At 73.2% G+C, this 14,055-nt stretch carries 15 protein-coding genes; 4 read left to right on the forward strand and 11 right to left on the reverse strand.

Features of this window, described 5'->3' with window-relative positions:
• Positions 1-4 precede the first annotated feature (4 nt).
• Positions 5-589: a maleylpyruvate isomerase N-terminal domain-containing protein gene (locus ACSHWO_RS36275; protein ID WP_438319560.1), complete on the reverse strand. Its 585-nt coding sequence runs from the start codon at positions 587-589 to the stop codon at positions 5-7.
• 9 nt (positions 590-598) lie between these two features.
• Entirely contained in the window at positions 599-1,219 is a 621-nt protein-coding gene (locus tag ACSHWO_RS36280) for a TetR/AcrR family transcriptional regulator (RefSeq protein WP_438319562.1), read from the reverse strand.
• A 62-nt stretch (positions 1,220-1,281) separates the two neighbouring features.
• Here ACSHWO_RS36280 and ACSHWO_RS36285 point away from each other — a divergent pair, with 62 nt between their 5' ends.
• Positions 1,282-2,265, forward strand: coding sequence for a hypothetical protein (locus ACSHWO_RS36285; RefSeq protein ID WP_438319563.1), 984 nt, complete (start codon positions 1,282-1,284; stop codon positions 2,263-2,265).
• Positions 2,266-2,311: 46 nt separating this feature from the next.
• Here the strand turns inward: ACSHWO_RS36285 and ACSHWO_RS36290 are convergent, their stop codons facing one another.
• The 5 genes from ACSHWO_RS36290 to ACSHWO_RS36310 all read right to left on the reverse strand — a co-directional run bounded on the left by ACSHWO_RS36290 (position 2,312) and on the right by ACSHWO_RS36310 (position 6,383).
• Positions 2,312-3,532, reverse strand: coding sequence for an esterase/lipase family protein (locus tag ACSHWO_RS36290; protein ID WP_361094540.1), 1,221 nt, complete (start codon positions 3,530-3,532; stop codon positions 2,312-2,314).
• Positions 3,533-3,677: 145 nt separating this feature from the next.
• Positions 3,678-4,007 carry a hypothetical protein gene (locus ACSHWO_RS36295; RefSeq protein WP_438319564.1) on the reverse strand — a complete coding sequence of 110 codons (330 nt, stop codon included), beginning with the start codon at positions 4,005-4,007 and terminating at the stop codon, positions 3,678-3,680.
• Positions 4,008-4,036: 29 nt separating this feature from the next.
• Positions 4,037-4,462: a hypothetical protein gene (locus tag ACSHWO_RS36300; protein WP_385835659.1), complete on the reverse strand. Its 426-nt coding sequence runs from the start codon at positions 4,460-4,462 to the stop codon at positions 4,037-4,039.
• Between the two features lie 257 nt (positions 4,463-4,719).
• Positions 4,720-5,145: a hypothetical protein gene (locus ACSHWO_RS36305; protein WP_385835659.1), complete on the reverse strand. Its 426-nt coding sequence runs from the start codon at positions 5,143-5,145 to the stop codon at positions 4,720-4,722.
• A gap of 182 nt (positions 5,146-5,327) precedes the next feature.
• Complete coding sequence (locus ACSHWO_RS36310) at positions 5,328-6,383, reverse strand: PucR family transcriptional regulator (protein WP_438319565.1); 1,056 nt, start codon at positions 6,381-6,383, stop codon at positions 5,328-5,330.
• A gap of 118 nt (positions 6,384-6,501) precedes the next feature.
• Between ACSHWO_RS36310 and ACSHWO_RS36315 the strand changes: the two genes are divergently transcribed.
• The 3 genes from ACSHWO_RS36315 (at position 6,502) to ACSHWO_RS36325 (ending at position 10,047) form a co-directional block, all read left to right on the forward strand.
• Positions 6,502-7,437, forward strand: coding sequence for an alpha/beta hydrolase (locus tag ACSHWO_RS36315; protein WP_438319566.1), 936 nt, complete (start codon positions 6,502-6,504; stop codon positions 7,435-7,437).
• Between the two features lie 110 nt (positions 7,438-7,547).
• Positions 7,548-8,804 (forward strand): serine hydrolase domain-containing protein, encoded by a 1,257-nt coding sequence (locus ACSHWO_RS36320; RefSeq protein ID WP_385835689.1) that lies wholly within the window; start codon positions 7,548-7,550, stop codon positions 8,802-8,804.
• A 235-nt stretch (positions 8,805-9,039) separates the two neighbouring features.
• The gene (locus ACSHWO_RS36325; protein WP_438319567.1) at positions 9,040-10,047 is read left to right on the forward strand and encodes a hypothetical protein; all 1,008 of its coding nucleotides are present in this window, start codon (positions 9,040-9,042) and stop codon (positions 10,045-10,047) included.
• 33 nt (positions 10,048-10,080) lie between these two features.
• Here the strand turns inward: ACSHWO_RS36325 and ACSHWO_RS36330 are convergent, their stop codons facing one another.
• From ACSHWO_RS36330 to ACSHWO_RS36345, 4 genes are all read right to left on the reverse strand, one after another.
• On the reverse strand, positions 10,081-10,434 hold the full coding sequence (locus ACSHWO_RS36330; protein WP_361094520.1) for a hypothetical protein: 354 nt from the start codon (positions 10,432-10,434) through the stop codon (positions 10,081-10,083).
• A gap of 208 nt (positions 10,435-10,642) precedes the next feature.
• A complete protein-coding gene (locus ACSHWO_RS36335; RefSeq protein ID WP_438319568.1) occupies positions 10,643-11,029 on the reverse strand; it encodes a CPCC family cysteine-rich protein in 387 nt (128 codons plus the stop codon).
• A gap of 104 nt (positions 11,030-11,133) precedes the next feature.
• Positions 11,134-11,592 carry an NUDIX domain-containing protein gene (locus ACSHWO_RS36340; protein ID WP_385835711.1) on the reverse strand — a complete coding sequence of 153 codons (459 nt, stop codon included), beginning with the start codon at positions 11,590-11,592 and terminating at the stop codon, positions 11,134-11,136.
• A gap of 232 nt (positions 11,593-11,824) precedes the next feature.
• A complete protein-coding gene (locus ACSHWO_RS36345; protein WP_438319569.1) occupies positions 11,825-13,885 on the reverse strand; it encodes an ATP-binding cassette domain-containing protein in 2,061 nt (686 codons plus the stop codon).
• Positions 13,886-14,055: the final 170 nt, after the last annotated feature.

Genomic DNA, 14,055 nt, shown 5'->3' on the forward strand with positions numbered 1-14,055 from the left:
GCCGTCAGCCGGGTAGGGCCGCCCGCCAGCTCCACGAGGTGAGGCGGGGCCTGCCCTCGAGTTCGCCCCGCCCCGTGCACCAGAGCAGGACCCGGGCCGGGTCGCCCGGCGGCGCGTCCGGGAAGAGGCGTTGCAGGACCGCGGTGCTCAGCCGGGCCGGCGGTAGCCACGGAACCCCCAGGCCCTGGGCGATGTCGTGGGTGTGCAGCAGGATCTCGGCGACGCCCATCGCGGCGAAGCCCGTCGTGTCGCACGGCCCCCAGTGCCAGGCCCGCATCCGCGGGTCGGCCGCCGCCAGGGCGGTGGCGAGCAGGCCGGCGCAGGCGCCGACCACGCCCAGCACCGCGCGCGGCTCCGCTTCCGCGTGGACGACCAGGTCGAAGGGGAGGTACGCCTCCGCGGGCCGGGCCGCCACCTGCCCCGCGTACGCCAGCAGATCGTGCGCCACGTGGGCGGCGGTCGCCCGGCAGTCCCACTCCAGGGGCCCCGCCCGCACCGACCAGTCCGCGTCGACGTGCGGGGCGAGCACCCCGCGCATGACGGAGACCGCCCGTTCCAGGTCCCTGGAGTCCACGCTGCCCGTGCCCATGCCGCGAGCCTAGCCCGCGTGCAGGCCGTGGCAGAGGGCGGTGAAGGCGCCGTGGGCCGCCGGGGCGATCGTGTCGCGTACACGGGCCGGGGATTCGCCGGACATGACGGCCCGTCGGATCTCGCGCAGGGCCGCCCGGTACGTGCCGGCGATGGCGCCCGCCAGCAGCGCTGCGGGGACCGGGGCGGCGGCCGGGGGCGGCGGGTGTTCGGTCAGGGCCGTGGCCAGCGCCGCCTCGGCGTTCTCGCCGATCTCCCGTTCGCGGGCGCGCAGCGCGGGGCTGTCCAGGACGACCTGCCAGAACCCGGCCGACCCCGGCTGGAGTCCGAGCATCGGCTCGTTGTCCTCCAGGGCGGCCAGCAGGGCGTCGCGGACGGCCTCCACCGGGCAGGTGCCGGGGGCGCGGTCGCGTACCAGCGCGGCGAGATGGCCTTCTGCCTCGGCCTGGCGGTCGAAGAAGAGGTCTTCCTTGGCGGGGAAGTAGTTGAACACGGTGTTCGTGGACACGCCGGCATGCCGTGCGACGTCGGCGACCGTGACCTGGTCGAAGCCGTGTTCCAGGAACAGTCCCACTGCCGCATCGGCGATCGCCGTGCGGGTCTGCTGCTTCTTGATCTCTCTGAGGCCCACACCTGAATGATAGTGTCACCACAAAGTTGGAGTGACACCAAGTTTTTGGAGGTGGGACGGCCATGGCTCTGGCCTTCGGCATCTACCCCGGCGCGGTCCTCGGCGACGACCAGGGCATCGTTCACCCGGTCCGCCCGGACGAGCCGCACCGCATCACCGGCGCACTCGACGCGCTCCAGGGCGACGCGGCTGCGCTCACCGTCCGCGCCTACCACTCGTTCGCGGCCACCGTGGACCTGCCCGAGCCCGCGGCGCCCGTCGAACCGCAGCGCTACCTGCGACGCGGGCGCAAGCTGGACCTCGTCCTGCAGTTCCGCGAGCCGACCGGGCGGCTGGACGAGTGGCTGGAGTTCGTCCGCGAGACCGTCCGGACGCGCGGGCCGCAGCTTGCGTCCCTCCAGATATGCGAGGAGCCGAACGCCGACCTCCCGACCCTCGACGGCAGCACGCCGGGCGTCCTCGACGCGCTCGTCGAAGGGGTCGTCGCGGCCAAGGAGGAGGCCCGGTCCCTCGGATACCCCGTGGCGGTCGGCTTCAACGCCGTACCGACCTTCGACCCCGGCGACACCTTCTGGTCCGAGCTGGGCGCCCGCGCCGACGCGCGCTTCCTCGCCTGCCTGGACTACGTCGGCCTGGACTTCTTCCCCGACGTCTTCCGGCCCATCGCCGCCGACCAGCTGGCGGACGCGGTCGCCGGGGTCCTCACCGCCTTCCGGCACACCCACCTGCCCGCGGCCGGCATCCCGGGCACCGTCCCGATCCGCATCTGCGAGAACGGCTGGCCCACCGGCCCCGACCGGCCCGAACAGCGGCAGGCCGCCGTCCTGGAGACCGTCGTGCGGACCGTCGCCGCCCTCGCCGACGCACTCACCGTCGACGGCTACGCGTTCTTCGCCCTGCGCGACGCCGACAGCAGCGGTGAGGGCCTCTTCCACCGCTTCGGACTCCTGCGCGACGACTACAGCCCCAAGCCGGCGTTCGAAACCTACCGCCGGCTCATCGCCGAACTGGCCGGGCCCGCCGCCGGCCCGGCCGGACCCGCCTGACGGACTCGGCCGGGCCGGCGGCGATGAGGCCGCCGCGGACGGCCGGTCAGTCGGGCAGCCGGTCCAGGACCCACTCGCCGATCTCGGGCGTCATGATGGCGTGCGGGTCGTTGTCCGAGGAGAGCATGAAGTCGTCGAGCTCGGACTCCTCCGGGGGCAGGGCGTCGATGTTGGTGTACAGGTCGTCCTGCCGGTCCAGGTCGCGGACGGCGACCGCGCTGACGGACGGCACGAAGCACACGGACCGGTGCGCCATCTCGACGGCCTCGCCGACCTCCTTCAGCGTGTCGCCGACGAGACCGAACGACTCCAGCGTGCCGCCCGGCGCCCCGTCCAGCTCGGGGAAGCCGCGGGTGATGATCGTGTGCGGCCCGCCGAGGATGCCGTTCAGCACGGCCACCTCGGCCGGGTCACCCTGCGCCTGGGCGAGGAAGTACGTGCCGTCGAAGAGCGGCCCGGAGCAGCTCAGCGTCTTCGCCCCGGCCCGGACGCCGTTGCCCACGCCGTCGCCGCGTCCGCTGGACACGCCGATCAGGCGCGGGATGCGCGGCCAGCCGCCGACCTTCTGGAGCTGCTCCCTGAACTCCTTGCGCAGCGGGCTCTCCTTCGGCGTGCCGTCGATGGCGTCCAGGTACCGCCAGAGCATCTGCTGCGAGGCCGGGCTGCCGATCTGGCGCAGGTACGTGTCGTCGACCGGGGCGAGGTAGTGCGCGAACGCCTGGAGCCCGATCGGCACCCACGCGCCGCGGTGCGGGGTGTCGAACGACACGTAGGCGCCGACCCGGTGGTCCATGCGCTGCATTTCCATCTTGGCGAGCGCGTACCGCATGACCATGCCGCCCATGCTGAACCCGCCGGCGAGCAGCCGGGCGTCGCCCAGCTGCTCGGCGATGGTGCGCATGATCGCGGCGGTCGCCGTCTCGGCGTTGCGGAGGATCGACTCGCTGCGCTCGTCGAACCCGACGAGGACCAGCGTGCGACCCCGGCGCCGGAGCTCGCTGATGAACGGGAACCGGCCGTTCTCCAGCTGGTCCCAGAGCCAGTCGAAGTCGGTCGGCCCGAGGTTGAACCCGTCGGCCAGGACGACCGGGCGGACCACGCCCTGCTGGCCCTGCCCGTAGTACACGCGGGCGCCGCCGCCCGGCAGCTGCCACACCTCGTCGGCCGCGGGCGCTACCTCCGGGGCGGCCGCCGCCTTGCCGATCGGGGTCACGAGCCCCATCGACGCGGCGGCCTTCCTGGCCTTGTCGGCCTTGCTGTCGGCCATGAACGTCCCTTCCCATGCTGCTGACACCAACAACTCCAGGGACATGCTGGCGGGGCGAACCCCCACCTACCCACCCGATTCCGGGTGTTTCACCGCTTTGGCGCGATAGGTTCTGTTTTCACCTGAAACGAGAAGTCCTTCATCATCACGCCGGTGGCTGTCCGGCCGCCCGGCCGCCCGGCTGGCGTGCCGCCGGTGGGATGCTCTGCACGCCGGGCTCGGCGTAGAACAGCGCGCCACGGTGCGGGAAGGCCGAGCCCCACCCGGACCGCCTCGGTGCGGTCGGTGCCGGACGCGACGACGGCCTCGGCACCCCGGCCAGGCCGACGCTGCCCTCCGTTCCGGTCGTCACCGCGACGCCCTGCTCGGCGAGCAGGGTCACCGCTGCCAGCTGGGAGAGCCCGGCGCCGACGGTCGCGATGCGTGCCGGGTCCGGGCATGCGGACGCCGGAGAGGCGGTGGTCCTCTCCGGCATCCGGTGCGGCGGTTGGTGGCCGTCGGCCCTCACTTGCCGAGCTTCGCCTTCAGCTCCTCCTTGAGCTGCTTCTTCAGCACCTGCTTGGACACCGTGCCGCCGGTGCCGCGGGCGTCGCCGCTCACCGCGGTCGCGTCGCCCTGGTTGATGGCGTCGGCGCTGGCGTTGCCGCTCTGGGCGTTGCCGGTCACGATCGTGCACTTGCCCTTGCAGTTGCCGACCCCGGAGTTGGCGGCGCCGGTGGTGGCCTCACCGCCGACGGTGGTGTTCTCGGCGGTGGCGTCACCGCTGGTGCCGATGCCGTCGGCGCTGTCGTCCTGGAGGAAGGTGACGGCGTGCTGCGGGGTGGTGGTCGGGGCGGCCATGGCGGTGGCGGGCAGTGCGATGCCGCCGCCCAGCAGGGCCGCGGAGGCGCCGGCCAGAACGATACGACGGGTCCAGGAACGCTCGAACATCGGAATTCTCCACTCGGTACGGGAAGGCTTATGGGAAGGGGTTATGGGAAAGGGGTTATGGGAGGGGTTTTTGATAATTCCGCTCCTCTTCCGGGGGTTCCCGGTGGGGGCGTACTTCAAATAAACCCTGTGGGCGGGGATCCGTCACGCCACTGGAACGCGTGGCTTGACGGCGGTCATTTGTTTTGGTAAGGCCGTGTGTGGGGCTGGCGCTGGGTGCAGGGTGCCCAGGAACGGGGGCGGAGGGCCGGCGGCCCTCACTTGCCGAGCTTCGCCTTCAGCTCCTCCTTGAGCTGCTTCTTCAGCACCTGCTTGGACACCGTGCCGCCGGTGCCGCGGGCGTCGCCGCTCACCGCGGTCGCGTCGCCCTGGTTGATGGCGTCGGCGCTGGCGTTGCCGCTCTGGGCGTTGCCGGTCACGATCGTGCACTTGCCCTTGCAGTTGCCGACCCCGGAGTTGGCGGCGCCGGTGGTGGCCTCACCGCCGACGGTGGTGTTCTCGGCGGTGGCGTCACCGCTGGTGCCGATGCCGTCGGCGCTGTCGTCCTGGAGGAAGGTGACGGCGTGCTGCGGGGTGGTGGTCGGGGCGGCCATGGCGGTGGCGGGCAGTGCGATGCCGCCGCCCAGCAGGGCCGCGGAGGCGCCGGCCAGAACGATACGACGGGTCCAGGAACGCTCGAACATGGGAATTCTCCACTCGATGTGCAAAAGGGTTGAATGTTTCGGCCTCTTCCGGGCTTTCCCGGTGGGGCGTACTTCAAATAAACCCTGTGAGCGGAAGGGCGTCACGACACTTGAATACGTGCCTTGACGCCCGCAATCCGTCCTGATAAAAGGTCGCCGCGGCCGCGTCGCCGGGCCGATTCTCAGTCGGTGAGGAGCCGCCACGTGGTGAGGGCGATTCTGGCGCGGGTCAGGCCCGTCGGATCCGTGAGCTCGATGCCGAGGGTCTTCGCGATCTGGTCCAGGCGGCGGGCGACGCTGCTGTGGTGCAGGTGGAGGACGTCGGCGGCCTGGCGCAGCGAGCCCGCCGTGCAGTACGCGTCCAGAGTCTCCAGGTCCTCCGGGGTGGCGGCGAGCCGGGCGATCGCAGCGACGTCCGCGTTCTCCCGCGCCGCCTCCTGCGGGATCCGGGCGAGCAGGGCCAGCGCGCCCAGGTCGTCGTAGTGGACGACGGGCCGCCGCGCCGTGGTGAAGCGCAGGGCGGTCCGGGCCTCGCACCAGGACCGGTCCGGGCTGTCCGCGGCGCCGATCCCCGCCCGTACGCCCTGCGGGAACCGGGCCGGGTCCACCTCCGCGGCCAGGATGACCCCCACCTCGCCCAGCGGTGCCGCCTTCACCGGGCGGGTCGGGCAGACGAGGCCGCCGATCCGGTCGAGCGGCAGCTGCGACGACCGTACGGCGACGGCACGGACCGGCGGGCCGGCGGCCGCGAACCCCAGCAGCCGCAACGCGCGCGCCCGGGCGGCCTCGTCGCTGTCGGGGCTGATCACGAGCTCGACGAGGGCGGGGTCGGCCATGGTGGTGCCGGCGGGCCCGTACCGTTCGGCCGTGGCAGCGGCGGCGATGGCGAGCCGGTCCAGGAGCACCTCGTCGAGGGGGCCGGGCGGGCCGGGGCGCTCCAGCCAGACGGTGCCGATCTCCTCCTCGTCGAGCGTGATCGGGGCCGTGGTGGAGGCCGGCGGCTGCGGCGAACCGGGCGGCGGTGCCGCCGCCGGGCTGCCGTCGGGCGCGATGCGGATCGCCCGCCCCGTGCCGTGGAGCCGGATCCCGGTCACGCACTCGGCGAGGCCCGCCGAGGACCGGGCGAGCGCCGGCAGGTCGACGCGTCGACGCATCAGGGTGTCGTAGAACGCGACGATGCGCATCGCGCCGTCGACGTACGGATCCAGTCCAGACAGCCGTACGGCCAGTGCCTCCATGGCAGAACCATAGGAGGACGGGACGCCGGGGCGGGGCGCCGATCGGTGCGCGATCGGCGCGGGACGCGCGACGGTTGGCGGATGACCGCCCCGGGGCGCGGCCGCGAGGATCGTCGGCATGGACCCCGAACTCGAAGCATTCATCCCGTTCCTGCCGCAGACCGACCTGGACGACCCGGTGGCCACCCGTAAGACGGTCGCGGCCCTGGTCGCCGCGGGTGCGGCGCCGGACACCTCGCGCATGGACGTCGAGGACCGTACGGTGCCGGCGGAGCCGGACGTGGCGGTACGGATCTACCGTCCGCACACGGCTTCGCAGGGTGCGGGTGCGGGTGCGGGTGCGGGTGCGGGTGCGGGGGCCATCGTCTGGCTGCACGGCGGCGGCTTCGTCTTCGGCGACCTGGACACCGAGCACCCGTGGGCCGCCCGGCTCGCGGACGGCTCCGGCGCGGTGGTCGTCTCCGTGGACTACCGCCGGTCACCCGAGAACCGGTTCCCGGCCGCCCTGGACGACGCGTACGCCGTACTGGCCTGGACCGCCGGGCACGCCGCCGAACTCGGCATCGACCCGGCGCGCATCGCGGTCGGCGGCCACAGTGCGGGCGGCGGGCTCGCGGCCGCGCTGGCACTGCGGGCGCGCGACGAGCAGGGGCCGGCGATCTGCTTCCAGCTGCTCAACCAGCCCGGCCTCGACGACCGGCAGCAGACCTGGTCGGCGCGGAACTTCACCGACACGCCCTGGTTCACCCGCGACAAGACCACCGCCGCCTGGCGGCACTACCTGGGTCCGCAGCCCGCCACCGCGTACGCCGCGCCGGCCCGGGCGACCGACCTGGCGGGCCTGCCGCCCGCGTACATCGCCACGGCGGAGTTCTGCCCGAACCGCGACGAGGACATCGAGTACGCGCTGCGGCTGCTGCGGGCGGGCGTACCGGTCGAACTGCACCAGTGGGCCGGCACCTTCCACGGGTCGCAGGCGATCCTCTCCGCCGACGTCTCGCAACGGCAGAACGCCGAACTGGCGGGAGCCCTGCGCCGGGCGCTGGCCGCGTGACCGCGGAACCGGCAGGTGAAGCCCGCCCGCCCTGCCCCGCCCGCCCTGCCCCGCCCGCTCACACCCACCCACTCACTCACCCAACCACCCCCTACGAGAGGACGCATGAGATGAGGATCCGACTGGCTGTCTGCGCGAGCGCGGCCGCGCTCGGCATGTGCGCGGGCACGGTGGCGGCCGCGGCCCCGCCCCCCGTCGCTCCCACGAGCGCGGCTGACGCCGCCGCCTCCCGCTTCGACCCCGCGGAACTGCGGTCGGCCCTGAACGGCGTCCACCGGGCCGGGATGCCGGGGGTGTTCGCCGAGGTGCGCGACTCCGGTCGGACCTGGCGCGGCGCCTCCGGGGTCGCCGACGTGACGACCGGCCGCCCCGTCAACGCGGACCTGCGGCACCGCGTCGGCAGCGTCAGCAAGACCTTCACCGCCGCAGCCGTCATGCAGCAGGTCGAGCAGGGCCGCATCCGGCTCGACGCGCCGATCGGCGACCACCTGCCGGACCTGGTGCCGGGAGAACGCGGCCGGAAGATCACGGTCCGGATGCTGCTCAACCACACCAGCGGCATCCCGGACTACATCATGTACGCGTTCCCGTCGCTCCAGGGCTTCCCGTCCCTGCCGGACATGTCGTCGAAGAGCCTGGACGAGAACCGCTTCCGCGAGTTCACCCCGGCCGAGCTGATCCGACTGGGACTCTCGGCGCCGCCCACCGGCGACCCCGGCGGCCCGACCGGCGTGTACTCCAACACCAACTACATCCTCCTCGGCCAGCTCCTGGAGCGGGTCACCGGCACCGGGGCCGAGGAGTACATCGCCCGCAACGTCATCGCCCCCGCCGGCCTGCGCCACACCGGGTTCCCGCGCGGCCCGCACATCCAGGGTCCGCACTCCCGGATGTACGAGTCCTTCTTCGGCCTCCTCGACCCGCCGCGCGACTACAGCGTCTACACCAACTCCTGGGTGGGGCCGAGCGCCGGGCTGGTGTCCACCATGGAGGACCTGAACCGCTTCTACGCCACGCTGCTGGACGGCCGGATCGTCAGCCGGTCGTCACTGGAGCAGATGCAGCAGACCCTCCCGGTCCGCGCCCTGGACGGAACGACGATCCAGTACGGGCTCGGGCTGCACAAGGTCGCCGTCCCGGGCTGCGGGCTCTTCTGGGGGCACGACGGCTCGGCCTGGGGAGCCGGGACGCTGTCCCTGACCCGGGCCGACGGCAAGCGGCAGATGTCGGTGGCGATCAACATGATGAGGTGGAACGAGCTGGACGCCTCCGGCAACCCGCGGCCCCACCCCATCGACGAGGCCCTGAAGTCCCTGTACGGCCAGGCCATGTGCGGCGACCCCACTGCTACGGCCGCCCACCCCTGACGCCGCCCCGCTCTCAGCCCCTGGCGGGAGGGACGTGTGCCGGCGGTGCGATCAGCCGCTCGGGTGTCACACCGTACGTCTCCGGGTGCCGGTACCGGCCCCGCTCCTCCCCGTCCTTGGCGCGTCGACGGCGACGTGTTCGACCGGGGTCGTACGGTCGCTCACCCGGCCGGGGGAAGCGGGATCGGCCGGGCGGTCGATGCCGTGCCGACGGGGTCGCCGCGATGCTCGCCGTATGACCGATGACGTACGGACACCCAGGCCCAGCCGCCCGTGGCATGCGGCCCCGACCGCCGCCCTGCTCTGGGCGGTGGCGTACGCGGCGTTCGGCCTGGCGGCCGCGCTGACCGGGACGCCGCTGTTCGGCGGCGTGCGGCGGCTGCCCGCCGCGCTCGACTGGGGGGTCGTGGCGCTGGGCGCACTGGCGGCACTCGTCTGCGGTGCGGTGGTCCGGTACGGCCCGCGGCCGCTGCTCCGGCGGCTCCTCCGGGTGCTGTGCGGGCTGGCTGCCGCCGCCGCGTTCGGCCTGCTCATGGACGTGATCGCGCTGATGCTCGGGGGAAGGGTGGACAGCTGGACCACCGCCGCGCACCACGCGCTGGCCGCCGCCGGGGCCCTCCTGCTCGCCGCGACCGCCCGGCCCCACCGCGACCGTCCGCCCGGCGGCGCGGCCACCGCCCCTCCGCCGCCGTCCCGTGCGCCTGTGCGCGTCCAACGCGCCGCCTGGGCGGGGACGGTCGCCTTCCTGCCGTACGCCGCGATGAAGTCGTACTGGGCCTGGGGAGGCACCTTCGCCGGGACCAGGAAGGAGGAGATGCTCGCCGTCTCCGCGCGCAACGGCGCCTCGGAGGCCTGGCTCACCCTGCAGTCCTGGGGCGTGGACGCCACGGCACTGCTCGCCGCCCTCGGCGTCTTCCTGCTCTGGGGCCTGGTCCGCCCGTGGGGCCAGGTCTTCCCGCGCTGGGTGCCGCTCCTGCACGGTCGACGGGTTCCGCGCTGGCTCCCGCTGACCCCGGCCCTGCTCGGCGCGGCCACCCTGGCCCCGTACGGGGTGCTCGGGCTCGCCTACTGCACCCTGGCCACCGCCGGTGTGGTGACGGTACCCAGCGGCGACCTCGACACCCCGGCGGACGTACTGCTCGTCGCATGGCCCGGCATGATCGCCTTCGCCGGCTACGGGATCACCCTGGCCGCGGCAGCCCGCTCGTACTGGCTCCGCACGAGCCCGCACCCCACCGCATAGGGACACGGAAGCCGCTCACCGCACCCCGAGCGGTCAGCGGAACTCGTGGACGACCTCGATCCTGCCGACGATGCGGGAGTTGAACTCGTCGAGCTCCTCGGCCGGCACCCACAGCTCAAGGATCGTCCGCCCGCCGACCTGCTGCACGGGGTACCGGCTCAGGAACTCCGACTCGACCTCGAAACGCGTCACGAACCCGGCACCGGAGTGCTTCACGTTCCAGTCCCTCGCGATCCGCACCGCGTAGTCCTCGTTGAGAACGGGGTAGAAGATCGGCTGCTCCGGAAGCCGGGGCGGCCAGGCACGCCAGTCGAGCTCCCGGACCAGTTCCAGCTCCCTGGGGCCGGTGGGCCGCCACAGGGTCGTCGTCGCTCGCTGGTCGGTCATGGGTCCGCTCTCCGCACTCGTCACGTCACTCGTCACGCCGGCGCGACGACATCCGCCGGCCGGAACCCAGACCGTACGCGAGCGCTGCCGCAGCCACCACGCACTTTCCGCCCGTGCCGTCCCGGCCCCCTGGCCCGTGGCCGGGTCTTCGGCGAGTGCCACGCCGACGTCGTCACGGCATGCGCGGGCCCGGCGCGAGACGCGCGACTCACGACACCGGGTCCTCGCGGCGCCAGAAGGTGGGCAGCCACCAACAGAGGACCGAGCGGTCCCCCGGCCACGGGGCGCGTTCTTCCGCTTCCCAGTCCTCAAAGGAGTCGGGCGTGGTGTCGATCGGGCGCCAGTTCGGGTCGAGGGGCTCGTCTGCGGCCGGGGAGCGGACGAACTGTCGGCCGTGCTCGTCGCAGGCTCCGAAGTCCTGGTAGTTTCGCTGGGCCTCGATCAGGGAGAGCTTGTTCGCTCCGCCGTCCATGGTCGGCCAGTGGAACCGGACCCCGTCGTCCTCCCAGGAGCAGACGGGGCAGATCTCGTAGGAGCCCGGCATGGCCCCGAGCACGCGGTGCCCGCAGCAGGGACAGGGGTAGCGGTCGCTCATCTGCGCAGTCTCGTTGCGGGGCCGGCCGGTGCGCCATGGATTTGTCGGCCTCCGCCCCCGCCAGCGGTCGGTGAGTCGGGGAGGGGGAGGCGACGGCGCCGGGCCTACAGGGCGAGTTCGAGGTAGGCGGGCTGGTGGTCCTCGCGGGCCTGTAGGGCGCGGTGCCACAGCGCGAGGGCGAACGGGGGGACCATGTCGGGGGTGATGTCCTGCGGCAGGCAGAAGCGGATCTCGCCGATCTCCGACTCCTGGAGGGTGATGGCCCGCTGCTGCTCCGGGGTCAGTCGGGGGCCGTCGAAGACGTAGAAGACGTGGGAGCCGCCTGCCTTCGTGACCCATGCCGTGACCAGCAGGTCGCCGATCTCCACGTCGAGGCCGAGTTCCTCGAGGACCTCGCGGCGGGCCGCCGCGCTCGGGAGTTCGCCCTCGTCCAGGTGGCCGCCCGGCAGGTTCCACCGCTCCTTGTAGACCGGGTTGACGATGAGCACCCTGCCCTGCTCGTCCGTGATGACGGCCGCGGCGGATGCCGTTGCCCTGGCGTGGTCCGAGGATGCGCCGGTCATGAAGTGCTACTCCTGGGGTGCGGGTGAACTCGTCGGGTCCGGTGCTCCGTCCGGATCGCGCCCGGGGTTCGCGTGCCCCCGGGTGCAGTCACATGATCCGGCACGTCGTGGCGGCCCCGCGCCCTCCCCCCGCGTGCCGCGTCGCCGCGTCGCCGCGTCGGCAGTGTCCGGGCTGCGGGCAGCCGGCGCGGTGGAGGGGGAGGGGGAGGGGAGGGGAGGGGTGGGGTGGGGTTCAGCGGTCCTGGGAGAGGCGGACCAGTTCCGCGAAGGAGCCGTTCAGGCCGACGAGTTCCTCGTACGTCCCCTCCTCCTTGATCCGGCCCGCGTCGAGGACGACGATGCGGTCGGCCAGGCGGCAGTTCTCCATGCGGTGGGTGACGATCACCGTGATCCGGTCGTCCTTCATTCCCCGCAGCCCCGTGAACACCATGTGCTCGCCCCGCGGGTCCATGGCCGACGTCGGCTCGTCCATGACCAGCAGGCCGGGCCTGCGGTGGAAGGCGCGGGCGCAGGCGATGCGCTGCCACTGGCCGCCGGAGGGTTCGTGGCCGCCCCAGAGGGAGCGGGCGAGGAGGGTGTCGACGCCGCTGGGGTACGCCGCCACCGTCTCCTTCATGCCGACGGCGGCGAGCGCGTCCCAGACGGCGTCCTCGCCGCGCGGGGAGGGCTGGCCGAGGGTGATGTTCTCGCGGGCGGTGAAGGGCCAGTACCCGTACGACTGGGTGACGAGGCCGACGTGTCGCCACGCCGAGCGCTGGTCGGCGTCCGCGGTGGGTACGCCGTCCCAGGAGACGGTGCCGGTGGTGGGGGCGGTGAGGCTGGTGAGGAGGCGGATGAAGGTGGACTTGCCGGCGCCGTTCTCGCCGACCAGGGCGATGACCTCGCCGCGGCTGAGGGTCAGGTCGACCGGGCCGAGGGCGGGGGTGTCCTTGCCCGGGTAGGTGTACGTGGCCGCCTCCAGGCGGATCCGCTGCGGGGCTCCGAGCTTCCGCGGGCCGCGCGGACCGGACTGCTCGGCGGCCTGCCGGATGAACGTGGCGTAGTCCCCGAGGTAGAGGGCGTGCTGGAACATCGCGGCCCCGTAGACGACGAGTTGGGAGAGGGCGGCGGTGGAGGTGCGCATGGCGACGATGGCGGTGCCGGCGGCGCCGATGGCCATGAACCCGCCGATCACGAGGCCGCCGAGGCTCGCCCAGGTGATGACGGTGAACAGGCCGGATACCACGGCGGCGGTGAGGTGGACGGCCAGGTAGCGGGGCGCGGAGCCGACCATCTTGGAGTCGATGCGGGAGCAGACGGCGGCGTACCAGTGGTGGGCGTACGAGCGCATGCTGTTGCCGCGCAGCTCGTCCGCGAGCTTGGGGGTGGTGAGGTGCCAGCGCATCATGTGGCGGATGTTGCGGGAGGCGATCGTCTCGTTGTGGAGGCGGTAGTCGAGGCGGGCGGCGAGTACGGAGCCCAGGCCGCGCGGGATGACGGACAGCAGGAGCAGCGGCAGCAGGACGGGGTGGACCACGGACAGGACGGACGCGACGGCGACCATGTCGATCAGGCCGCCGGTGAAGCCGAGCGCGTCCTGCAGCAGCATCCCGGAACGGGCGGAACCGGTTTCCGCGGCCTCGGAGCGCTCGGTGAAGTCGGGGGCGTCGTAGGCGGCCAGTTCGACGTCCATGTGGGCGTCGACCATGGCGAGGTCGGCGATCGTGGACATGCCGGGGTTCAGGCGTCGGGCGGCGCTGCCGGCGGTGATCGAGGCGAGCGCGCCCACGGCGGTCATCGCGGCCGCGGCGGCCAGGGGCCAAGCGGCGCCGCCGACGCGCTGCCCGACGGTGCCGTCGGCGAGGAGGGGTCCCATGGCGCGGGACACGGCCGCGAGGGCGGCGGCGGTGCAGATGCCGCCGAGGAGCTGGGCGCAGACGAGCCACGTGAACGCGGTCCGGTTCACCGCCCAGGCCAGGCGCGCCGTCTGGGCGAGCGCGGCCGGGACGCGGCGGGCCATCTGCGCCAGCGAGAGCTCCTCCATGGTCTTGTTGTGCTGGCCCCAGGCGTACGTGAACTCCGGGGGCGCGGGGAGCGCGGGGGCGTCCGCGTCCTCGGCCTCGGCCGCTGGCTCCGGTTCCCGGGGGTGGGGCCGTGCGGTGTCCTGCCGGTGCCGTTCGTCCTGCTGCTCGTCCTGCTGCTCGTCCTTCGGCTGGGCCTGGGCCGGCACGCGGGCCTGGGCCTGGGCATGAGGTTGGGCCTGGGGTCGGGCGGCCTGTTCCTGCTGCTGCGCCTCGTCCTGTTCCCGGGACATGGGTTCCTCCTCCAACTCGGCCAACTCGTCGATGAGGGAAGTCGGTTGCTCCCACCGGCAACGGCATGACGAAGAAGCCCACGACCCCGTTGCGGGGGAGGGGGCGGGGTGCTGCCCGGGGAGCGGAGGAGTGAGTACACAGGACGCCGGAGGGCGGAGCAGCGCGATCC

Source organism: Streptomyces pallidus (ex Mingjun et al. 2026) (assembly GCF_051550185.1).
Classification (GTDB): Bacteria; Actinomycetota; Actinomycetes; order Streptomycetales; family Streptomycetaceae; genus Streptomyces.

Coding starts and splice junctions, on each gene's coding strand:
- ACSHWO_RS36315 (WP_438319566.1), top strand. CDS start 6,502: ATGGACCCCGAACTCGAAGCATTCATCCCGTTCCTGCCGCAGACCGAC.
- ACSHWO_RS36310 (WP_438319565.1), bottom strand. CDS start 6,383: ATGGAGGCACTGGCCGTACGGCTGTCTGGACTGGATCCGTACGTCGAC.
- ACSHWO_RS36325 (WP_438319567.1), top strand. CDS start 9,040: ATGACCGATGACGTACGGACACCCAGGCCCAGCCGCCCGTGGCATGCG.
- ACSHWO_RS36285 (WP_438319563.1), top strand. CDS start 1,282: ATGGCTCTGGCCTTCGGCATCTACCCCGGCGCGGTCCTCGGCGACGAC.
- ACSHWO_RS36290 (WP_361094540.1), bottom strand. CDS start 3,532: ATGGCCGACAGCAAGGCCGACAAGGCCAGGAAGGCCGCCGCGTCGATG.
- ACSHWO_RS36330 (WP_361094520.1), bottom strand. CDS start 10,434: ATGACCGACCAGCGAGCGACGACGACCCTGTGGCGGCCCACCGGCCCC.
- ACSHWO_RS36305 (WP_385835659.1), bottom strand. CDS start 5,145: ATGTTCGAGCGTTCCTGGACCCGTCGTATCGTTCTGGCCGGCGCCTCC.
- ACSHWO_RS36345 (WP_438319569.1), bottom strand. CDS start 13,885: ATGTCCCGGGAACAGGACGAGGCGCAGCAGCAGGAACAGGCCGCCCGA.
- ACSHWO_RS36275 (WP_438319560.1), bottom strand. CDS start 589: ATGGGCACGGGCAGCGTGGACTCCAGGGACCTGGAACGGGCGGTCTCC.
- ACSHWO_RS36340 (WP_385835711.1), bottom strand. CDS start 11,592: ATGACCGGCGCATCCTCGGACCACGCCAGGGCAACGGCATCCGCCGCG.
- ACSHWO_RS36295 (WP_438319564.1), bottom strand. CDS start 4,007: ATGCCGGAGAGGACCACCGCCTCTCCGGCGTCCGCATGCCCGGACCCG.
- ACSHWO_RS36335 (WP_438319568.1), bottom strand. CDS start 11,029: ATGAGCGACCGCTACCCCTGTCCCTGCTGCGGGCACCGCGTGCTCGGG.
- ACSHWO_RS36300 (WP_385835659.1), bottom strand. CDS start 4,462: ATGTTCGAGCGTTCCTGGACCCGTCGTATCGTTCTGGCCGGCGCCTCC.
- ACSHWO_RS36320 (WP_385835689.1), top strand. CDS start 7,548: ATGAGGATCCGACTGGCTGTCTGCGCGAGCGCGGCCGCGCTCGGCATG.